Origin of the sequence: Sorangium sp. So ce834, from assembly GCF_051521425.1 — a bacterium.
GTDB lineage: Bacteria > Myxococcota_A > Polyangia > Polyangiales > Polyangiaceae > Sorangium > Sorangium cellulosum_D.
Map to the genome: position 1 here is coordinate 10,429,145 of NZ_CP150351.1, position 20,679 is coordinate 10,449,823.

The 20,679-nt window shown below is 71.4% G+C and carries 19 protein-coding genes and 1 pseudogene; 11 read left to right on the forward strand and 9 right to left on the reverse strand.

The features are described 5' to 3' along the window. Nucleotides 1-38 precede the first annotated feature (38 nt). The 3 genes from WMF20_RS38335 to WMF20_RS38345 are packed head-to-tail and all read right to left on the reverse strand — an operon-like array spanning nt 39 to nt 3,126. A complete protein-coding gene (locus tag WMF20_RS38335; protein WP_437606724.1) occupies nt 39-1,205 on the reverse strand; it encodes an ABC transporter permease in 1,167 nt (388 codons plus the stop codon). Further along, nucleotides 1,202-1,900 carry an ABC transporter ATP-binding protein gene (locus tag WMF20_RS38340; protein WP_129578919.1) on the reverse strand — a complete coding sequence of 233 codons (699 nt, stop codon included), beginning with the start codon at nt 1,898-1,900 and terminating at the stop codon, nt 1,202-1,204. Before WMF20_RS38340 ends, WMF20_RS38335 begins: the two co-directional genes overlap by 4 nt. Continuing rightward, nucleotides 1,897-3,126 carry an efflux RND transporter periplasmic adaptor subunit gene (locus WMF20_RS38345; protein WP_129578920.1) on the reverse strand — a complete coding sequence of 410 codons (1,230 nt, stop codon included), beginning with the start codon at nt 3,124-3,126 and terminating at the stop codon, nt 1,897-1,899. The genes WMF20_RS38340 and WMF20_RS38345 overlap by 4 nt, the downstream gene beginning before the upstream one ends. A 351-nt stretch (nt 3,127-3,477) precedes the next feature. On the opposite strand from WMF20_RS38345, the pseudogene WMF20_RS38350 reads away from it, so the two are divergent. Both WMF20_RS38350 and WMF20_RS38355 read left to right on the forward strand, forming a co-directional pair. Next, nucleotides 3,478-3,555, forward strand: a pseudogene (locus WMF20_RS38350) (hypothetical protein); the annotation flags it as partial. A 158-nt stretch (nt 3,556-3,713) separates the two neighbouring features. After that, a complete protein-coding gene (locus WMF20_RS38355) occupies nt 3,714-4,787 on the forward strand; it encodes an NAD-dependent epimerase/dehydratase family protein (protein ID WP_437606725.1) in 1,074 nt (357 codons plus the stop codon). 38 nt (nt 4,788-4,825) lie between these two features. Here the strand turns inward: WMF20_RS38355 and WMF20_RS38360 are convergent, their stop codons facing one another. Continuing rightward, nucleotides 4,826-6,079: a cytochrome P450 gene (locus WMF20_RS38360; RefSeq protein ID WP_437606726.1), complete on the reverse strand. Its 1,254-nt coding sequence runs from the start codon at nt 6,077-6,079 to the stop codon at nt 4,826-4,828. A gap of 281 nt (nt 6,080-6,360) precedes the next feature. On the opposite strand from WMF20_RS38360, the gene WMF20_RS38365 reads away from it, so the two are divergent. Both WMF20_RS38365 and WMF20_RS38370 read left to right on the forward strand, forming a co-directional pair. Beyond that, nucleotides 6,361-6,990 carry a TVP38/TMEM64 family protein gene (locus tag WMF20_RS38365; RefSeq protein ID WP_437606727.1) on the forward strand — a complete coding sequence of 210 codons (630 nt, stop codon included), beginning with the start codon at nt 6,361-6,363 and terminating at the stop codon, nt 6,988-6,990. A gap of 354 nt (nt 6,991-7,344) precedes the next feature. After that, entirely contained in the window at nt 7,345-9,228 is a 1,884-nt protein-coding gene (locus WMF20_RS38370; RefSeq protein WP_437606728.1) for a hypothetical protein, read from the forward strand. A gap of 364 nt (nt 9,229-9,592) precedes the next feature. On the opposite strand, the gene WMF20_RS38375 is transcribed toward WMF20_RS38370, so the two are convergent. Together WMF20_RS38375 and WMF20_RS38380 are read right to left on the reverse strand one after the other, a co-directional pair. Beyond that, the gene (locus WMF20_RS38375; RefSeq protein ID WP_437606729.1) at nt 9,593-9,880 is read right to left on the reverse strand and encodes a hypothetical protein; all 288 of its coding nucleotides are present in this window, start codon (nt 9,878-9,880) and stop codon (nt 9,593-9,595) included. 32 nt (nt 9,881-9,912) lie between these two features. Then, the gene (locus WMF20_RS38380) at nt 9,913-10,257 is read right to left on the reverse strand and encodes a DUF4288 domain-containing protein (RefSeq protein WP_437606730.1); all 345 of its coding nucleotides are present in this window, start codon (nt 10,255-10,257) and stop codon (nt 9,913-9,915) included. 298 nt (nt 10,258-10,555) lie between these two features. On the opposite strand from WMF20_RS38380, the gene WMF20_RS38385 reads away from it, so the two are divergent. Together WMF20_RS38385 and WMF20_RS38390 are read left to right on the forward strand one after the other, a co-directional pair. Beyond that, entirely contained in the window at nt 10,556-11,383 is an 828-nt protein-coding gene (locus tag WMF20_RS38385; protein ID WP_437606731.1) for a hypothetical protein, read from the forward strand. Nucleotides 11,384-11,398: 15 nt separating this feature from the next. Then, on the forward strand, nt 11,399-12,715 hold the full coding sequence (locus WMF20_RS38390; protein WP_437606732.1) for a PAS domain-containing protein: 1,317 nt from the start codon (nt 11,399-11,401) through the stop codon (nt 12,713-12,715). 21 nt (nt 12,716-12,736) lie between these two features. Here the strand turns inward: WMF20_RS38390 and WMF20_RS38395 are convergent, their stop codons facing one another. After that, nucleotides 12,737-13,729 carry a matrixin family metalloprotease gene (locus WMF20_RS38395; protein ID WP_437606733.1) on the reverse strand — a complete coding sequence of 331 codons (993 nt, stop codon included), beginning with the start codon at nt 13,727-13,729 and terminating at the stop codon, nt 12,737-12,739. A 121-nt stretch (nt 13,730-13,850) separates the two neighbouring features. Here WMF20_RS38395 and WMF20_RS38400 point away from each other — a divergent pair, with 121 nt between their 5' ends. Next, on the forward strand, nt 13,851-14,477 hold the full coding sequence (locus WMF20_RS38400; protein ID WP_437606734.1) for a Mut7-C RNAse domain-containing protein: 627 nt from the start codon (nt 13,851-13,853) through the stop codon (nt 14,475-14,477). A 302-nt stretch (nt 14,478-14,779) separates the two neighbouring features. On the opposite strand, the gene WMF20_RS38405 is transcribed toward WMF20_RS38400, so the two are convergent. Both WMF20_RS38405 and WMF20_RS38410 read right to left on the reverse strand, forming a co-directional pair. Next, a complete protein-coding gene (locus WMF20_RS38405; protein WP_437606735.1) occupies nt 14,780-15,595 on the reverse strand; it encodes a hypothetical protein in 816 nt (271 codons plus the stop codon). Further along, entirely contained in the window at nt 15,592-17,175 is a 1,584-nt protein-coding gene (locus WMF20_RS38410) for a MopE-related protein (RefSeq protein WP_437606736.1), read from the reverse strand. The genes WMF20_RS38405 and WMF20_RS38410 overlap by 4 nt, the downstream gene beginning before the upstream one ends. Before the next feature lie 561 nt (nt 17,176-17,736). Here WMF20_RS38410 and WMF20_RS38415 point away from each other — a divergent pair. The 4 genes from WMF20_RS38415 to WMF20_RS38430 all read left to right on the forward strand — a co-directional run bounded on the left by WMF20_RS38415 (nt 17,737) and on the right by WMF20_RS38430 (nt 20,669). Continuing rightward, nucleotides 17,737-18,816, forward strand: a complete 1,080-nt coding sequence (locus WMF20_RS38415; RefSeq protein ID WP_437606737.1) for an STAS domain-containing protein — start codon at nt 17,737-17,739, stop codon at nt 18,814-18,816. Between the two features lie 178 nt (nt 18,817-18,994). Next, entirely contained in the window at nt 18,995-19,489 is a 495-nt protein-coding gene (locus WMF20_RS38420) for a cupin domain-containing protein (RefSeq protein WP_437606738.1), read from the forward strand. A 190-nt stretch (nt 19,490-19,679) separates the two neighbouring features. Beyond that, a complete protein-coding gene (locus WMF20_RS38425) occupies nt 19,680-20,270 on the forward strand; it encodes a hypothetical protein (protein WP_129578931.1) in 591 nt (196 codons plus the stop codon). A gap of 48 nt (nt 20,271-20,318) precedes the next feature. Next, entirely contained in the window at nt 20,319-20,669 is a 351-nt protein-coding gene (locus WMF20_RS38430) for a 4Fe-4S binding protein (RefSeq protein WP_437606739.1), read from the forward strand. Nucleotides 20,670-20,679 lie beyond the last annotated feature (10 nt).

Sequence of the window (20,679 nt, forward strand, 5' to 3'; positions counted from 1 at the left end):
GCTTTCAGGTGTCCTGGACAGGCTCCGACGTCGCTCGCTCACGCCACGCGCCGGAGCGCGTCGGTGACCGAGAGCTTCGAGGCTTGGTGCGCCGGCAGGAGCGACGCGACCAGCGACAGCCCCATCGAGAGCAGCACCGCCATCACCATCGTCAGAGGATCGATCCGGAAATAAGGGAACATGCCGCCCATGTTCTCCTCCAGCCACCGGCCCATCCCGAGCTCGATGAGCGGATAGGCGATCGCGAGCCCCACGAGCCCCGCCAGCAGCCCGATGGTCGCCGCCTCCCCGACGATGAAGACCCGCACGTGCTTCGGCTCGAACCCGAGCGCGCGCAGCACGCCGTACTCCCGCGTCCGCTCCCGGACGCCCATCGCGATCGTGTTGCCGAGGATCATCATCATGATGAGGAGGATGATGACGGACACCACGTTCAGCGCCGTCAGCACGGCCGACATCATCGCCATGAACGACAGGTTCATCGCCCGCTCGCTCATCGTCGCCGTCTGGATGTCCTTCTCATCGAAGACCTTGTCGATCGCCGCGCTGATCTCCGCGCTCCGCGACGGATCGTCGATCCGCGCGGCCATCCAGCCGATCTGGTCGCGATCCCGCTCGGGGATCGACTCGTTCAGATAATCGTAATGGAAGATGAACTGCGACCGGTCCATCGACCTGCGCGACGTCGTGTAGACCCCCGAGATGTTGAACTGCCACGGCCCGGGGTAGATCGTCCCCTCCAGCGTCACCGTGTCGCCCACCTTCACGCCGAGCCGCGTCGCGAGGACGTCGCCCACGATGGCGCCCTTGCGATCGCCCTGCCACCGCTCCATGTCCGCGGGCGAGACCGCCATCTCGTCGTAGACCTTGAAGAAGGTCGCCGACTCGACCGCCATCGAGCCGAAGAAATTGCTCGCGTCGCGCGGATCCTTGCCGCCGAACCAGTTCATGAACGTCCCCTCCGTCACGCCGGGGACCTCGCGGAGCGTGGTCATGTAGCGCTTCGGCAGCGGGAGGATGAACGAGATCTTGTGCCGCGTCGCGATCCGGTCCTTCGCGGCGTAGTCGGCGGCGACGTTCCACGCCGTCAGCACCGTCCGGAGGAGCACGAACGCGAGCACCGCCACCGCCGCGCCGATCACGGTCAGCAGCGTCCTGAACTTGTTCCGGAGGACGTTCCTGGCGGCGACGGAGACGAGGTTCATGACAGGTTCCCCTTGTCGAGCCGGCGCGTCACCGTGGCGCGCTCGGCGGCCTGCGGATCGTGCGTGACCATCAGGATGGTCTTCTTGAACTCCTTGTTGAGCTTCTCCAGGAGCGTCAGGATCTCGTCGGCGCTCTTCCGATCGAGATCGCCGGTCGGCTCGTCCGCCACGATGATCGTCGGGTCGTTCACGATCGCCCGCGCGATCGCCACCCGCTGCTCCTGGCCGCCGGAGAGCTGCCGCGGATAATGGCCCATCCGCTCCTCCAGCCCGACCACGCGCAGCGCCGTCTGCGCGCGCTTCCGCCGCTCGGACGCCGACAGGCCCGTGAGCAGGAGCGGCAGCTCGACGTTCTCGGCCGCGGTGAGGACCGGCATCAGGTTGTACGCCTGGAAGATGAACCCCATCGTCCTCGACCGGAAGCGCGCCAGCTCGCCGTCGCTCATCCGCGTGAGCTCCTGCCCCGCCACGCGCGCCGTGCCGCGCGTCGGGCGATCGAGCCCGGCGATGAGGTTCAGGAGCGTCGACTTGCCCGAGCCCGAGGGACCCATCAGCGCCTCGTACGACCCCTCCGGGATATCGAGCGTGATGTCGTCGAGCACCACGATCGGCTCCTTGTCGCGGAAATAGGTCTTGCCGACCCCTTGCAGCTCGACAATGGGCTTCGGCTTCCCGTCGCGATACCCCTCGGTCATTCGCTCCCCTTTCCCTTCTCCTTGATCTTCTGGCCGTCCGCGAGGTCGGCGGGCGGCCTGACCACGAGGCGCGCCCCCGGGGCCGGGCCGTCGAGCAGCTCCAGCCCCCCCGGCGCCGGCCCACCCACCTGGATCGGCACCATCCGCGTCTGGCCCTGGTCGACCACGAACACCACCTTGGCGCCGGCCCGCTCGACCACCGCGGCCTCCGGGACGACCCGCTTCGGCGGCTCCTTCATCGCCTCTTCGGACAGCGCCTCCGCGAGGAAGCTCACCCGCGCGCTCATCTCCGGCAGCGCCTCCTTCGCCTCCCCGACGAACTTCACCTTGACCGGGATGGTCGCCTTGGCGCGGTTCACCCGCTTGCCGATCTCCAGCGTGGTGCAGCGGTGGCGCTTCGACGGATAAGCGTCGAGGACCACCTCGCACGGCTTGCCGGGCTCGATGAGGTAAAGGCGCGTCTCCGGGACGTCGGTCTCGACGACGAGCGACGTGAAATCGGCGATCTCGACGAGGCGCGGCAGCTCCAGGCCGACGACCTCCCCGACCTCCGGCGGCTTCGTCATGATCGTGCCGCTGATCGGCGCGACGATCTTCCGCTCGGCGAGCGTGACCCGGAGGCTCTCGACGTCGGCGGCGGCGGCCTTGACCTCGGCGTCGGCCGCCGCCGCCGACTGCGCGAGGGCGTTCATGCGCGCGGTCAGGTCCTCCATCGAGGCGCGGCCGGTCACCTGGCGCTCGACCAGCGCCCGCTCTCGAGCGACCTGCTGCTCCACCTCGGCGATGCTCGCCCGGGAGGCGGCGGCGCGCGCCCGCGCCGCGGCGACCTTGGCCTGGGCCGCGGCGACGAGGCTCCGCTGGTCGGCGTCCTCGAGCTCCACGAGCGGATCGCCCGCCTTCACCACGTCGCCTTCCTTCACAAACACCCGGGCGATGCGGCCCGGGATCCTGACCCCGACCCGGGAGACGACCTGCGGGACCACATACCCGGTCGACGTCACCGAGATCGAGGCCTGCGCCGGCGAGACCAGCGCGACCTCGGTGGTGGCGACCTCGGTCTTGAAGATCGCGCTCTGCGCCCTCGGCGCGACGAACACGGCGGCGCCGGCGACCGCCGCGAGCGCGAGCACGGCGACGAGGGCGGTGCGGAGCGGGCTCCGCCGATCGGGATCGACGTCCCGCTGGATCCGGAGCGATGCGAGATCCGAGCTGAGCTGGTCGGACACGGCGCCTCCTTATCACGCTTCGGGCGTGGCGTTTATATTCTAACGTTAATTCCTGAGACGCGGCGCCGGACACGCCCGACACGCGCCCGCGGCGCCACGCCTCGGCCGGGTCGGCACTTTCCTCGCGGGCCGGCGCCCTGCGCCGTGGCAATCTGCACGTCCCGACTACAATGCCTCGCGCGGCGCCCGACGCGAGGGGGGCGCGAGGTACGTCAAGTCGCCGCCGGACGCCGTGCGCGCCGGGGCGCCGCAACGCTGGTTAGTGTGACTACCTAACTATCGACCGTGGCACCATGAAGGGCTCATGTTGACGGAAAGCACGGCTGTCGCCTCTGCAAGGGCGCTCACCTGGTGCCGTTCCTCGATCTCGGCGAGCAGCCGCCGGCGGACGCGTTCCTCCGCGAGGAGGCGTTCGCCGCCGAGCGCCGCTCTCCGCTCTCGGTGGCGCGCTGCGCCGGCTGCGGGTTCGTGCAGCTGGAGCTTCGCGCGGCCCGTGATGGAGAGCCAGCGCGCGTTCGCGGAAAGCGGCGGCGAGCTCATCGTCCCGGTTCCAACTCCGACCGTCATCGGGTAAGGGAGCGAGCGACATGGATCGGCTCATCGAGGACGAGCTGCGGAGCCTCTCGGGCATGCTCGGCGACATCGCGCTCCGGTTCGAGGGGAAGACGGTGCTCATCACCGGGGCGGCCGGGTTCATCGGGAGCTACATCGTCGGCGTCCTCCAGGAGCTCAACCGCAGCCGGTTCCGCCGGCCCGCGCAGATCGTCGCGCTCGACAACCTCATCACCGGGACGAAGGAGAGCGGCTTCTTCGACCTCGGCGACCCGAACCTCGTCTTCGAGACGCACGACGTGACGAAGCCGTACCTGCGCGACATCAGGCCCGACTTCATCCTTCACGGCGCCGGCATCGCGTCTCCGGTGTACTACGCCCGGTACCCGCTCGAGACCATTACGGTGGCGGTCGACGGCATCCGCAACGTCCTCGATCTCGCGCGCCGCGCGCGCCCCGAGGCGGTGCTGTATTTCAGCTCGAGCGAGATCTACGGCGATCCGGATCCCGCGTTCATCCCCACGCCGGAGGACTACCCCGGGCGCGTCTCGCCCACGGGGCTCCGCGCCTGCTACGACGAGTCGAAGCGCCTCGGCGAGACCCTCGCGATGGTCTATCACCGCCAGTTCGGCGTCCCGGTCACGGTCGTTCGCCCCTTCAACGTCTACGGCCCGGGGATGCGGCGCGACGACTCCCGCGTGCTGCCGAGCTTCCTGAACGCCGCGCTCGACCGGCGGCCCATCGAGATCCACCGCGGCGGGGCGCAGACGCGCACGTTCTGCTATGCGACCGACGCGGTGAACGGCTTCCTGCGGGTGCTGCTGCTCGGCCGCCCCGGCGAGGTCTACAACATCGGCTCCGACGCCGAGGAGATCACCATGCGCGATCTGGCGAAGAAGGTCGAGCAGGCCGTCGGCGAGCCGCTCGACATCGCGCTCGCGGGCTATCCGGAGGGGTATCCGGTGGGCGACCCGAACCGCCGCTGCCCGGACATCACCAAGGCGTCGAGGGAGCTCGGGTACGCGCCGACGACCTCGCTCGAGCAGGGCCTCCCCCGGATGCTCGCCTGGTACCGGCTCCTCCGGAGCGCCGACCGGCCGAGCGGCTGAGGTCACCGCGTCACCGCCGTCGAGACGGAAAACGGCTCTCAGACGGGCGTTGCGTCCCAGCGCGCGGCCAGGTGATCGAAGCCCCGGAACCCGATCGCCGCGGCCCGCACCGGCGGGTGATCCGGATCGAGGCGCAGGTTCGGCAGCCGCGCGAGCAGCTGCTCGATCGCGACGCGGCCCTCCAGCCGCGCGAGCGGCGCGCCCAGGCAGAAGTGGGCGCCCCGGCCGAAGCTGAAGTGCCGATCGGCGTTCGCCCGGCAGGGGTTGAAGTCCGTCGGCTCGCTGAAGAGGCCCTCGTCGTGGTTGGCCGAGCAGACCGCGAGCTGGACGCTCGCGCCCGCCGGCAGCTTCACCCCGCCCAGCTCGACCTCCGTCGTCGTGTGCCGCCCGACCCAGAGGAGCGGCCCGTCGAGCCGCAGCGTCTCCTCGATGACATCGCCGATCCGCGCCGGATCCTCGCGCACGGCGGCGAGGTGCGCTGGGCGCTCCAGCAGCAGCACCAGCACGTTGCCGATGAGGTGGAGCGTCGTCTCGTGCCCGGCCATGATCAGCTGCATGGGCAGGGCGATCAGCTCCTCCTCGCTGAGCTGCGCGCCGTCGTCGAGGTGCGCCCGGATCACCGCCGAGAGCAGATCGTCGCCCGGGCTCCGCCGGCGCTCCGCGATCACCTCGGCGAAATAGCGCTGGAACGCGAGCAGCCCCTTCGCCGCCTCGACCATCCGCTCCGTCGGCTCCGCGTTCCAGACCAGCCGGATCCAGTCGTCGGACCAGCGCTTGAGCCGGGCGATGTCGGCGCGCGGCATGCCGAGCATGTCGCCGATCACGAACGCGGTGAACGGGAACGCGAACCGCTGGATCAGATCCGCCCGGCCCTCGGCGGCGAACCCGCCGATCAGCTCGTCGGCGATGGCGCGGAGCTGCGGCTCCATCGCGGCGACCCGCTGAGGCGTGAACCCCTTGCTGACGAGGCCCCGCAGCCGCGTATGATCGGGCGGATCGGTGGTGAGCATCGTCGGCAGCCGGGCGTTCGGGTCCCCGAGCAGGGCGACCACTTCGGGCGCCAGCGGGGTCCTCGGCTTCATCATGTGCTCCGACGAGAAGCGCTCCGTATCGCGGAGCGCCGTCAGGACGTCCTCGGGGCGCGTGACGAACCAGCTGTTCGCCGACGCATTGAAGAAGACGGGGGCGCCGCGCCGGGCCTGCGCATAGAACGGGTACGGATCGGCCGCGTGGCTTGGGTGGTAGAGGTCATGGGCGCCGACGGCGGCGCGCAGGTCGTCAGGGGCGGTCATGCTAAGTTTCTCCTGCTCTGTCGAGATCGCGCGAAACAGCGCGATCGCCCGGCGCCGGGGAGCCCCGGTCCGCGGGCGTCATGGAGCTTATGCCGCTCGGGTCCGGAGGCCTATACTCGGCCGCAGGCCGGCCAGCCCCTCGCGGCGCGCCGATCTCTCACCGGATCCGAGCCCGCATGCCACCTTCCCCTGCATCGACCCCGCCTCCCGGGGGCACCCACCTCCCCGGCGCTCCGGCGCGCTCGCGGCGCTCCTGGCTGGGGTGGGCCGGTTTTTCCTGCGTGCTCCTCCTGGCCATCCTCGTGCCCTTCTTCTTCTTCGCGGACCGCATCGAGGCGGCGGCGCGAGCGCTCCTCGCGTCGCCGCCCTCCGGCGTCGCCGCGGCGCTGGTGCTCGGGGGGCTCTTGGCGAGCGATGTGGTCTTGCCGGTGCCATCCAGCTTCGTGAGCACGGCGGCGGGCGGCCTGCTCGGGTTCTGGCGCGGAACGGCCGTGTCGTGGGCGGGCATGATGGCGGGCGCGGGGCTCGGCTACGTGCTCGGCGCGCGGGCGGGGGCGCCGGCCTTGCAGCGGATGGTGGGGGCGTCGGAGCTCGCGCGGCTCACGCGCGCCGCCGAGCGGCACGGGCCCTGGTTCCTGCTCCTGTTCCGCGGCGTACCGGTGCTCTCGGAGGCGTCGGTCGTCTTCGCGGGCGCGGGCCGCATGCCGCTCCGCGCGTTCTTCACGGTGACGGCCCTGGCCAACCTGGGCATCTCGGCCACCTACGCGGCGATGGGGGCGTCCGCCGCGCGGTTCACGTCGGTGCTGCTGCTCTTCGCGGGGATCGTGCTGCTCCCGGGGATCGCGCTCTTGGTCGTCCGCTTGCCGGAGTGGCGGCAGAGGGCGGCGCAGAGGCGCGGCGCGTCCGGGTAGCGTGGCCCACGTGGCCACGATCGCGCAGCCGCGTGAGAGGGTCGCGAAACCGTCCCGCGCGCACCGCGTAGCAGCATCGAACGACGCGCCACGGACCATCGCTGGCCGAGGCGGACGCCATGCGGCCGCCCGCGGCCGCTCCGGTCTACGTGGCGCGTTGGAGTAACGATCGCTGCCACCCGGCTCGCCGCGGCGGGCGCGCCGCGCGGCTTGGCTCCCGCGCCAAGCATCGCACGCGCTCCCGCGACGTATCCACGCATCGCCGGCGAGTCAGCGAGGGGCTGTCCGGCTCGCCGTCTCCAGAGATGGGGGAGGCGAGCGGCGGTCCGTCAATCCCACGAAGGAGATCATTTCATGCGACGTGTAAGCTTCATGATAACGACCTCATGCGCCCTCGTGCTCGGCGCCTGCGCGCAGGCGCCCGACGCGGACGAGCAGCTTATCGATCAGGTGGGGCAGGCCCTCACGACCCCGGCGTCGGTGCTCGGGTTCGAGAGCCCCGCCGACTGGACGGTGATCGGCGCCACGAAGAGCGCGAGCGCCGACAGCTCGCAGGGCGCCTCCGCGCTCGCGCTGCGGAGCTTCAACTTCGCGGAGCTCCGGTCCGCGCCGCTCTCGACCGTGTCGGGCGTGACATCGACCCTCGCCTTCGACCTGAAGCCGCCGGTCTCGCCCGCCTTCGGCACCGCGCAGCTCTATATCGATATCCCGTCCCGCGGCGTCCACAGCGCCTACCTGGGCCAGGTGAGCCTCGCCGGGCTCGCCGCGGGCACGTACGCACCGCTCTCGTTCAGCGTACCGGCGAACGTCGTCACCGCCCTGCAACAGACCTACAGCGATCTGACGTTCAAGATCGCCCTGAACGTCCCGCACACGACCGTCGACTACCTGATTGACAACCTGCGCTTCGTGGGCGGCACGTCTGGCGGTCCCTCGAAGGTGGAGCTGCGCGTCTCGGGCGCCGACGATCGGATCGCCGTCTCGGTCGGCGGCATCCAGCGGAGGATGTTCCACTTCGGCGAGTCGGACCTTGGCCAGCGCATCGACGTGAGCGACTGGTTCGGGAGCGGCGCCAACGATCTCCGCGTTCAGCTGCTCAACACCGGAGGCCCGGCGAGCGCCGGCGTCGAGCTCTGGGTGGACGACGCGCTCGTCGTGAGCGAGTCGTGCCCGGCGACGCTGTGCAACGGGTCGGACGTGTGGCAGGGGATCGTGTGGGATCGGACGTTCTCCGTGAGCACCCCGAACCGGCCCGCGTTCCAGCCCGTCACCGTGACGGCTCAAGGCGCGACGCCCGGCGAGGTGTACGTGAACGACGTCTTCACCGGTCGGACCACGCCCACCACCCTCTCGCTCCCGCCGGGCGATTACACGATCGGCGTCGGGATTGGCAGCGAGCTGCCGCCGGCCGACTACACCGGCTCGTTCTACGAGCAGGACGTGACCGTCGGCTCCTCGCCCGTGAACGTCAACGCCACGGCGAGCGCGCCGCTCGGGATCCAGGAGGTGACGCGCATCGCGATCCTGCCCATCCGGAACAGCATCAACTACGTCTCCTCGCTGGGCGGGCCGGACGCGTCGAACACGGGCGTGCTCTTCGACGAGGACGTCGATGAGCTCGTGGCGCAGGCCGAGGAGACCAACGATCGATGGTTCCGGCCGCTGTCCTACGGGCTCGCGACCTGGGAGTTCGAGGTCCTGCCCACCATCGAGGACGTGCCGATCTACGAGCAGACACACGACGGGTGGGACACCACGCGCTTTCTGGCGGAGGCCGGGACCGCGCACCTGGCCAGCCAGTACGACATGATCGTGTATTTCTTCTCGCAGCACCGGGCCGACGGCTCCTGGGTCGATGACGTGTGCAACATCGTGTGGGCGTTCGACGGCACGAACGTCGGGTTTTCGACCAGCTACACCACGGGGAAGCCGGACCTCCTGAACGCCGAGTTCCTTCACGAGGTGATGCACAACTACGAGGATTACAACGAAAACGCGCTGCACTTCTACAACGGCATCGACGGCCTGCACGGCGGCCATCAGCACGGCTATTACGACGGCTCCAACGGCGAGGTGAATTACGTGCACTTCTATCGCCACCTCCTGCGCGGCCAGGTCGCCGAGCTCGGCGGCATGCGGACCGACATCCAGTGGCCGGCCATCGGGGCGGTCTCGGGGAGCTCGGACCTCTACCTCGGCTTCTTCCCCGTCCTGCGCCACGGCTACCGCGTGCCGTGACGCTGGCGGCGGCTCCGCGCCCCGACGCGGCGCGGAGCCGCCGCGAGCCGCTCCGCCTCGAAACGACCCCGGCCCGCCCTACTCTACAGGAGCGAGCGAGCGGCGGCTGAGCGTCGCCGCGAAAAATCGACGATTTGGCGCGTGAGTAAAACAAGCCCGACTCGTCCCCGCCACGCCGCCCGCGCCCGGCAACAGCACACCGTCGAGTCCAGTGGGACGGAGCAAGCCTGCACCGCTGCGGCCTGAGGGGCCGAGGCGCGCGTCGCGCGACATTGAAAACCTCGAGCGCGGCGCTGCGGGTTTTCAGCACGGGGACTGTTCGCCAGCCAGCTGGCTGGCGAACCCCTCCCGCGGTCGGTTCAAGCTACTTCTTGAAACGGTTGTCGTTCAGCAGCTTCCAAGCTTTCTTGTAGTCATACGTTTTCCCTTTTCGGATATCCTCGAGCCTCGTGCTCAACAAATGCGAGGGAAACACACGAAGGATCGATCCTTTACAACATCGACCAATGAACGACATGGCCGTTTCTTGAGGATTTCTCCGCGCGTTGCAGCTTTGAGCCAGCGCGAGCGGCGGACCAGCGAAGGGCGCAACCGGCGTCAGTATCCCAAACAAGCTTGAGATCACGATGCCGACAATGACGACCGCGCGCATCTTCCTTCCTCCCCCCAGACGCCAACTATTGGTCAGTCGAGAGCACCGCCGAGCAACGGCTCAAACGCATGATACGCGTCGTAGTTCGTGAAGTGCCGCGCGTATAGCTCCGCGCCGTCGCCTATCGTATCCGACAGAACGCGGCTCACGTCCACAATTCGCTTCAGCTTCCAGCGAACATCCTGCCCTGCGACGTTGTCGTAGCACGTTTCTTTGTCTTTGCCGTGCTGCTCAGCGCGTGCGAGGGCCTGCTCATCGCTGTCGGCGCGTATGAGCACAAAACACTCTTCAAACATGGGTTTGAAGGATGGATCGGACGACCATGACTCGTAGAGTATGATGGCGATGTAGAGTTCGCCGTTTGCGTCGGATTCCATGATTAACCTCGTTTCCATGAGCAGCTTCGTTCCTGTCCGTGCTTCGTCCGAAGGGTGTAGCGCCTGGACGGACCGGTTCTACTTGTGGCTGCCTCGTCAGAAGGATGCACGGCCCGCCGCTTTGGGGTCGGTACGATTCGACGCTGGCGAGCTCGGGCTCCCCTCCGCGGGGCGAGACGGCGGCCGTCGGGGGGCGCCGTGGGCGAGCAGCCCGCCTCGGCAACCCGCCCCGGCAGCCCGCCCGGCGCAGCGAACAGCCCACCTCGACGCCCTCGGGCGGCGCGTCTACTCTCACGCGATGGGGTTCGTCGCCAGTCTCCTCATCGTCTACGGCGTCGCCGGGGTGGCGCTGGGCACCGCGGTCGCGATCGCCATCCGGCGCTGCCTGCACCACCAGCGCCGCTCGCAGGTCGCCGCGTACGCGCGGAGCCCTTCGGCCCCGCCCGAGGCGATGCGCGAGGGGTTCGCGCTGCTCCGCGGCGAGGTCGGCGCCGAGGACGCCGCGCTGAACGACGCGGTGATCGCGGTCGAGATCGCGCCGGGCGCGTGGCGCACCCGGGCGCGCGCGTTCTCGCTCCGGCTCCCCTCGGGCGCCGCGGTGCGCGTCGAGCCGGTGTGCGGCCGGCTGAACCTCGACACGACCTTCGTCCCGGCGAGCCGCGACGGCGTGCCCGTCTACGTGTCCGAGGTCCGCCCGGGCGACGCCATCTACATCGCCGGCTCGATGCGCCGCGAGATCGACCCGAGCGCCGCCGGCAAGGGGTACCGCGACGCCGCGCGGGCCTGGGTGCTCCGGGCGCCCACGTACGGCAACCTCTCCGTCTCCTCGGAGACGGTCATCGCCCACCACGCGCGGCGCGCGCGCTTCCACCGCGCCTGGGCGCTCGCGCTCGGCGCGTCGCTCGCGGCGCTGCACCTCGGCCTCTTCCGCGCGTTCCACGCGAGCGTCCTCGGCGACCTCGGCCTCGCCGACGGCATCGGCATCGACCCCGCCGGCGGCATCGGCGTCGGCCCGGCGGCGCTCGCGCTGTTCTTCGTCGGCGCCGCCGCGCTCGCCTACCGCACCCTGGCCGAGCTGACTTCCCCCTGGACCGAGCTCCGCGTGGAGCGCCCCAGGGCAGCGTAGGGCAAGGAGACGACCATGGTCACGGAGGGGAAAGACGAGGGGATGAGGGCCGAGAACGCGCGCCTGCGCGCCCGCATCGAGGAGTTGGAGCGCCGGCTCGGCGCCGCCGCGCCGCCGCCCGACGCGCAGGCGTCCGCGAGCGGGCCCCGCGTGCCGTTCGAGGCGCTCTTCGAGCTGCTGCCGATGCCCGTCTTCGTCTACCGCACCGACGGGCTGCTGGCCGCGATCAACGAGGCCTGCTGCGCGTGGTTCAAGGTCCAGCGGGAGCACGTGGTGGACAGGTTCAACCTGCTCCAGGACCCCGAGGCCGTCACGCGGGGGTTCACCGGGCCGTTCCGGCGCGCGATCGCCGGCGAGGTGACCACGCTCGCGGCGACCCCCTACGAGATGGGCGAGAGCGGCGACGGGGGGGCGAGCCGCCGGTGCTGGCTCGAGGTGACGTACCTGCCGCTCCGGGACGAGGCCGGCGTCAGGTACGTCGTTTCGCTGACCCGCGACGTCACGGCGCACAAGGAGGCCGAGGCGCAGCAGCGCCGGAGCGCCGCGCTGCTGGAGGCCGTCATCGACAACGCCCCCCTGCTCATCTACGCGCGCGACACCGAGGGCCGCTACATCGTCGCGAACCGCCAGCTCGAGGCGGCGCTCGGCATGCCCCGGGGTGGGGTCCTGGGGCTCCGCTCGCACGATCTCGTGCCCCGGGAGATCGCCGACCAGTTCGAGGCGCAGGACCGCGAGGCGCTCGTCGCCAGCGCGCCGATGACCCTCGAGGACCAGGTGGAGCGGCCCGACGGCATGCGCGTGTACCTCACCACGAAGTTCGCGCTCCGCGACGAGGACGGCAAGGCCACGGGCGTCTGCGGCATCTCGGCGGACATCACCGAGCGGGTGCGGGCCGAGCAGCAGAGCCTGATGCTCCAGGAGCAGATGTTCCGCGTCCGCGAGGAGACGCTCCAGTCCATCGCCACGCCGCTCCTGCCCATCGCCGCCGGCGTGCTCGTCATGCCGCTCGTCGGCACGATGACCCGCGAGCGGGCCGATCGGGTGATCGAGGTGCTCCTCCACGGGATCTCGGCCCAGCAGGCCAGGATCGCGCTCCTCGACGTCACCGGCATGCCCGAGGCGGGGGCGGAGGTGATCGACGCGCTGGTCCGGGCCGCCCGGAGCGTGCGGCTCCTCGGCGCCGAGATCGTGATCACCGGGATCCGGCCGAGCGTGGCCCAGGCGCTCGTCGGCACCGCGACGGATCTCGGGGGGATCGTCACGAAGGGGACGCTGGAGCGGGGCGTCGCCTACGCGCTCTCCCGCCGCAGCCCCGGCGGCGCGTCGGGTTAGCGCCGCGCGCCCGAGAGCCCGTCAGCGGATGGCCGACGCGCGGCGCTCGCCGGCGCGGCGCCCCCGCCGGGGCCGCCCGCGCCGGCCGCGCGCGCCGGCGCGGAGCCAGGCGGCGGCGCCGAGCGCGGCGGCGGCGAGCGGGACGCTCCACCCCGAGCCGCCGGCGCCGGGCGGCGCCACGCCGCAGGCGACCAGCTGGTCGTCCGCGCACTCCGGCGAGAACCCGTGAGGTGGGATGGGGTTGCACTCCGCCGTGGAGAGATCCCGAGGGGGGTAGATCTGGCAGATGCCCGCGACGTCGTCCGCGTGCAGCGTCCGGAAGTTCATCGGATCCGACCTGTCGTACCGTTCGTGCATGGTCGCCTCCGGACCGGCCAGGGTGTGGTCGAGGCCCAGGAAATGCCCGGCCTCGTGCGTGACGATGGCGAGGAGATCCTCCCTCGGCGCCGCGGAGTCGTCCTCGACGGTGAAGTCGTAGAGATTTGTGTTGATCTCCATGTCGGCGCCCCAGAGATCACCGGTGTTCTTGTCGAACTGCACCGTCGTGAGCGCGAGCATCTCGGACCTGTGCCCGGCGGTCGCGAGCCAGTCCATGTCGCGGAAGACGACCACGTTGGCGTTGCCCGGCACGAGCCCATCGACGACCCTGGTCTTGCCGTCCCGCGCGTTCAGCTCCACCGCGCCGCAGCTCGCGGGCCCGAGGTTCTGCACGCGGATGCCGGGGGGTCTCCCCCCGTCGCAGGGCGCCTCCTGCCATGTCCTGAACGCGGCATCGAGCACGTCGGAGATCTGCTGGTAGGAGATCTCGCTCGACGCGTCCTTCTGGACGTTGAATCCGATGCAGCTGCTCGTCCAGCGGAGCGGCCTGCAATAGCCGACCGGCAGGTCGTCCTGCAGGCAGAGCTCCGAGACCTTGCAGGTGTTCGAGCGGCAGTAGGCCGAGGCCTGCTGCGCGCTGGCCAGCGCGGCGAGCGCGGCAGCCGCGCCGAGCCACCTCGCACTCTTCGTCGACATCGACTCCTCCACGATCGCTTGACCGTACCGCGACGGTACCAGCGCGCGAGGGGGGCGTGGGGATTTCGCGGCCGGCGCCCTTGCCGGCCGCGGGCCCGGCGCCATCCTGAGCACATGGGGCGTGCTCGTGGGTGAGGCGGGCGGCGGGGCGGATGCGGCCCCGGGGGGCGCGGAGCCGGCTCCGGGCGGGGCGCCGGCGCCGAGCTTCCTGTGCGACGCGATGCTCGGCGGCCTGTCGCGCTGGCTGCGCGGCGCGGGGTACGACGCGACGTTCGAGCACGGAATCGACGACGGCGATCTCGTGCGGCTGGCGCAGCAGACCGGCCGGGTGCTGCTGAGCTCCGACGCGGGGGTGTTCGAGCGGCGCCCCCTGCGCACCGCGGCCGTGCGCGGGCTCTACGTGCCCCGCGGGCTGCGGCCGATGGAGCAGGCGGGCTTCGTGCTGCGCGAGCTCGGGCTGCCCGTGCGGGATCCGCGGTGCATGGCGTGCGGCGGCGCGCTCGCGGCCGCGCCGAAGGACACGGTGCGCGGCGCGGTGCCCGGGGTGGTGGCGGATCGCTACGACGAGTTCTGGCGCTGCGAGCGCTGCGGCAAGGTCCTGTGGAAGGGCAGCCACTGGGAGGGCATCGCCGCCGGCGTCGCGACGGCCGCAGCCGGCGCGGGGGCCGAGATAGGCGCGGGCGCCGAGGCAGGCGCGGGCGCCGAGGCCCCTGCTGCGCCGACGGGAGGCCGCAAGCCCGCGCCGTGACCGGGGCGGCCCCTGCCGGCAGCGGCAGCGTCGGCGTCCCGAGCACCGCGATCCGCCATCGCTGACGGGTCTCTGCGCGGCCCGCGCGGGTATTGGCAAGGTCTGCTCCTGTGCCGTAAAATTTTACGTCTCCAGGACGAGCTTCGATCTGGTCATCAGCGCCGAGGGGGACGAGTACACGATGGCGCCCTCGCCGGTCGTCGTCATCAGCCAGGACATCTCGGAGTAGCGACACCCGCGCCGGGCCAGGCGGCGGCGGCCTCGCTCCCCGCCAGCGGCCCGGCGGCCCGACCCGGCGCACGCTACAGGCACGTGTTGTCGACGATCACGCCTTTCGCCTGGAAGCGCTCGGTCGCGGGCTCCCCGTCGAGCGTGACGGCGATGTCCATGTCGATGACGCACGGGATGCCGGTGTTCGGCTCGGTCTCCCACGACATGATGCCGGTGGCGCCGGTCACGGGATAACGCCCCTCCGCGCCCGGCGTGCGCGGCTCCGTGCAATCGCGCATATCGCCGGTGAGCGCCACGTCCAGCAAGGCCCAGAGCTCCGGGAGCTCGACCCCGGCATAGCGCGGATCGCTCTGGGTCGGCCAGGTGAGATAGAGCGTCAGGCACCGGTTCGCCGCCAGATCGGCGTGGTGCACATAAACCCGATCGCGCGAGACGATCTCGTAATCCCCGCTGGCGCAGGACGTGTCCGCCGACACGTTCATCCCGGCCGCGTGCGCCATGCACGCATTGCAATAAACGCGCTGATCGCACCCGCAGACCCCCGCGCATTCCTCGGGACAGTCCCAGCGGCTCGGCCGGGGGGCGCACACGCCCTGCGCCTCTCCGGGGCACGCATCGTCGGGCGTCTCGCAGTATTCCGTCTCGCCGCACGTCGCGCCCGCGCTCCCTCCGCAGGCGATCGGCGCGCCGCCTCCGCCACCGCCGGTCGAGCTTGCGTCCGCGCCGCCCGCGCCGCCCGCGCCGCCCGCGCCGACCACGTCGGGCGAGCCGCCCGTGCCGACCGCGTCGGGCGAGCCGCCCGCGGCGCCGCTCCCGGGCGGCGCCGCGTCGCCGCAGGCGGCCAGGAGCAGGCCGAAGAGAGCCGAGCCAGGGAGCGCGCGGTTCACAGGCGGACGAGCCCGGCCTTCGCGGAGGCGTTGCCGCGCCGCCGGCGGAGCGCGCCGGCCAGCACCAGCGCGATCGCCGCGAGCGGCGCCCCGCGCGAGCCCTGCGCGCCGGCCACGAGGCAGCCACAGCCGCCGTCCGCGCCGGCGCCATCCGAGCCGGCCCCGCCGGCGCCCCCGGCGCCCCCGGCGCCGCCGGCGCCGCCCGTGCCGCCGCTGCCGGCCGGATCCGCGACCCCGCCGCCCGCGCCGGAGTCCAGGCTCGCGCCCGTCGAGCCGGTGGGCCCGCTGGTCGCGGTCGCGCTCGCGTCGTCCACGCAGGCGCCGCCGGCGCAGATCTGCCCGCTCGGGCACACCGCTCCAGCGCACGCGTCCACGCACGCCCCGGCGTCGCAGCGCTGGCTGGACGGGCACGCGACGCCGACGCAGGCCGACTCCCTGCAAAGCCCGCTCTCCTCCTCGCACGCGCGCCCGCTCGGGCACGGCGTGCACGGACAGCTCGGCTTGCACACGCCGCCGTCGCAGACCGTGCCTTCCTCGCAGGTCACGTTGCTGCACGGGTCGACACAGACGCCGACCCGGCACACCGTCGGGAAGGGGCACTGCACTCCATCGCAGGCCGCGCGGCACTGCCCGCCGGCGCACACCTGCCCCGCGTCGCAGACGACGTCGGCGCAGGCCGGATCGACGCAGAACCCCGCGGCGTTGCACTCCTTCTCCGGCGGGCACACGAACTCGCCCCTGCCGCACGCCTGCACGCACACGCCCCGATCGCAGACGTGATCCGCGGGGCAGAGATCGCCCTCGTCGGCGGTGCCGTTGCAGTCGTTGTCGAGCCCGTCGCAGGTCTCCTGCGACGAGGGCACGAGCCCCTGGCAGGTGAGCCCGTCCGCCGCGCACTGGGTCACCCCTGGGGCGCACACGCCGGGCAGCCCGGTGTCGCACGGCTCGCCGCCGCCGGTGCAGGTGAGGCCGCTGAAGAAGTAGACGTAGTCGTTGTAGTCGCCGTCGTTGTTGAAGTCGTCGGGGTCCGGGCCGACGCTGCCGTCCTCGAAGGCGACGTAGAACGCGTTCGGCGTGACCACCGAGGTGTAGATGACGGCCGTGACCCAGGGGCCGGGCGGGGTGCAGCCCGTGCACACCTCATTCCACCGCTGCTCGGAGTAGTGCGTCTGCGCGCCGATGAGCGCAAAGCCGATCTGGCCGCCCGCATAGGCGGGATCGCTCCGGATGTCCGCGGCGGTGACGATGGTGCCGACGGGGGCGCCGGCGGGGACGATCGGGTGGATGTCGTCGAGCGACGGCGGCGCCGTGGCGGCGGGGTCGACGTTGTACCAGCCGACCCCGAGGCGTGCCCCGGTCTGGGTGAGCACGAGCTCCGCCGTGAAGCCGCAGAGCGGCGAGAAGGTGGACGGCGCGGTGTTCCCATCAGCCTGGTAGTCGATCGCCTCGCCCCGGCGTTCGAACAGCGTATAGAGCTGGACCTCGCCATTCTCCGAGTCTCGCGGCATGATGGTGCCGTTCGGCTGCGTGATCAGCGCGCTGGCGGAGAGCGGCGAGAGGCCGATAGAGAGAGTCGCCAAGAGAATCGAAGCGTACTTCATGGTGCTGTGATACAGAGACGCGCACCTCAGCGTCAACGGAAACATTCCACGACAGCAGATAACGACGTGTCGGGGGACTGCGCACAACGCCGCGCCGTCGGCGCTCTCCGCGTGAGGCGCGTTTCGGCGCAGGTTGGGGTACCCGCGCGCGGGTTGCGGTTCCTCGGCCCGACCCGGGTTGCGGTTCTCGACCCGACCCGGGTTGCGGTTCCTCGGCCCGACCCGGGTTGCGGTCCCCCGCCCCAACCCGGGTTGCGGTCCCCCGCCTCGACCCGGGTTGCGGTCCCCCGCCTCGACCCGGGTTGCGGTCCCCTGGGCCTGCGGTCCCCCGCCCCGACCCGGGTTGCGGTCCCGCGAGGTCCCGCCACCCGCGCCGGGCAGGACATCTGCGCGCGCTCGGAACGGCCCCGGAACCGACGCGATGCGCGGTTGCGCTCGGGCTTGCCGCTCCGGCGCGCTTGAGGCAAGGAGCACCGGCGGGTGGGGTCGCAGCGCACGCGGCGCCTCGGCTCCGCGCCCCATCACGCTGACCGCGAGCCTATGACAAACCCCCGAATCACGATCGCCGGCTTCGACATCGAATGGAACCTGAAAGACGGCATCAACCTGTGGGCCGGAATGCCCACCCTGAGCATGTGGATCCCGAGCTCGGTGGCCGGCCTGATGTCGGGCATGGTGGCGATGGTGGGGGTCGAGCGCTTCAATCTGTGTCTCCAGCTCGGGGGACGGCAGAGCGTCGATGGCGACTGGTCCATCATCGACACGCAACCGACGTTCGAGGAGGGCTTCTTTCGGCTCAGCGAGATCTGCAGCCCGGCCGGCTGGGGCCGATGGGAGCTCGTCGCGCTCGACCGCGAGCGCCGTGAGGCCCGGTATCGCACCTTCAACAACTGGGAGTCGATCTACCAGCGCGCCCTCGGGGTCGTCTGGGGGAGCTCGATGACGGCCGGCAAGCTGGCCGGCATCAGCGAGCGCCTGTTCGGGGTCCCTTGCTGGGCCGAGCAGACCGCGTTCGTGACGAAGGGCGCGGAGTACGACGAGTTCGTCGTCCGTCCGACCGACCAGACCGTCGAGACCCGCCTCGCGGCGCTCCTCGAGACCGATCGGGCCACGAGCTCGGATCTCGCCGTCGCGCTGGCCACGCTCAAGAAGGAGGTCGCCGAGCGGGAGCGGACCGAGCTCGCGCTGCGCGAGAAGCTGCAGCTCATCGAGCAGCAGGAGACGGCGCTCTCCACGATGGTCGCGCCGATCATCCAGGTGTGGGACGGCGTGCTCACCGTGCCCGTCATGGGGGGTCTCGACAGCCAGCGCGCGTCCGCGCTGATGGAGCGGCTGCTCGGCGCGATCGTCGACAGCCAGACGCGCCACGTCATCCTGGACCTGACCGCGGTCGACGCCGTGGATACGGGCACCGCCGATCACCTGATCCGCATCGTGCGCGCGGTGGAGCTCCTCGGCGCCCGCGTGGTGGTGACCGGCATCCGCCCCGCGGTGGCGCAGACCGTCGTGTCGCTCGGCATGGACCTCGAGCGGATCGTCACGCTGCGCAACCTGCAGGAGGGCCTCAAGGCGTGCATGGTCGCAGGAAACGGCCCCGCGCCCGGCCCGAGCGCCCCGTGAAGCGCCGCTCGTCCCGGGGGACAGGCGCTCCCCCGCGCGACCCGTCCATCTCCTGAACGACCTGCTTCATCCCGCGTCGATCGTCGCAGGGGCCCCCTCCACGCCGCAGCCCGCTGGAGCGCTCCGCGCGTCTTCTTTCCAGGTGAACGCTCCCTCCCGGGGTGCTTCACTGGGCGGCATGTCGATCATCCAGCGTGGCTTCGATCGCTCGGTCGTCGTCCGTGGCCCCGACGCCGAGGTCGTCGGCGCCCCCACCGCGAGGATCCAGCTCCTCGCGGACAGCAGCGCGACGGGCGGAGCCCTCTCCACCGTGCGTGTGACGCTCGCGAAGGACGCGGACGGCGCGCGGCCCCACCGCCACGACGGCTCGGCCGAGATGTTCTACGTGCTCGACGGCGCCGTGCAGGTCCTCTCGGGGAGCGACATCGTGACGGCCGACAAAGGCGACCTCCTCGTGGTCCCGCCCCGGGTCGCCCACGCGTTCGCTGCCGCCCGCGGCAAGAGCGCCGAGCTCTTGATCGTCATCACCCCAGGCGTCGAGCGCTTCGACTACTTCCGCCAGCTCACGCGTATCGCCCATGGCGAGGAGCCGCCCGAGACCTTGCGCGACGTGCAGGAGCTCTACGATACGTATTTCCTGAGCAGCCCCGAATGGGACGCGGCGCGCCGATGAGCGCGCTCCCCTCCAATCGATATGTCCCTGGTCGACTCCTGCCTCTCGCCATCGGCGAGCTCGGCGGCGACGGCGGCCAGCCGGCCGCGGCGAATTGACCGGCGTGGGTGGAGCTGGTAGCCCCGTCGGCGGGGCCGCGCGCCCGTGCTGCGCGCCGCCGCGGCGCCGACACGCCCTCGGAGGTCCACGCATGTTCCGCAAGACGCTCGCCGCTGCTCTCCCGCTCGCGCTCGCGCTCTCCGCCGTCCCCCGCGAGGGCGCCGCCTCGAACTACCCGCCGAGCTACGATTATTGCGGGCCCACGACGACGGTGCACACCGGCCCGTTCGAGCTCATCCAGGATCCGGTGCGGACCGACGCCGCCAAGCTGACGGTGGCCTACCGCGGCTACCTGCGCGCCTATTATCCCGATCACGAGATCAACCTCTATGTCCGGCTGAACGGCAGCGACGCCTTCCTCCCGGCGAGCGCGGGCGCGCACGGCGACGCCTACGTCCTCGTCAGCAACGCGCCCCGCGACTGCGCGTGGTGCTCGCCGCCGCCCGACGGCGCGGGCCAGCGCCTCTGCGGCGGCGCGCCGCTCCCGCCCACGTCGAGCGGCACCTGGGTCTGCAACGAGCCGACCGCCGTCGAGGAGGCCCTCTTCTTCTGGGCCTACGATCCGTACGGCCGCATGAACGCCTGGGACATCGAGGTGGCCGCCGAGTCCCACGGCCTCTGGGACAGCAACCTCGGAGCGAACTACGCCGCGCGCTTCGAGGCCCGATCGAGCTGCTTTTGAGCGCCGCGCGGCGAGGCGAGGCGAGTCGAGTCGAGTCGAGGCACGAACATGGCAGGATCGTTGAACAAGGAGAAGGCGCGGCGCGCGGCCTCGCACCGGGACCGGCCGGGCGAGCAATGCCGGGCCGAGCCAGGCGCCTTCCGGCCCGTGGTGAACCGGAGCCGGTGCGAGGCGAAGGGCGATTGCGTCGAGGTGTGCCCCTACCAGGTCTTCGAGATCGCCCGCATCGAGCGCGCCGATTTCGAGGCGCTCTCGCCCCTCGGCAAGCTCAAGTCGCTCGTCCACGGCCGGAAGACCGCGCTCACGCCGAACGCGGCGCAATGCCAGGCGTGCGGCCTATGCGTCGTCGCCTGCCCGGAGAAGGCGATCCAGCTCGTCCCGGCGGCCGGGGCGGGCTGAGCCGTCCGCG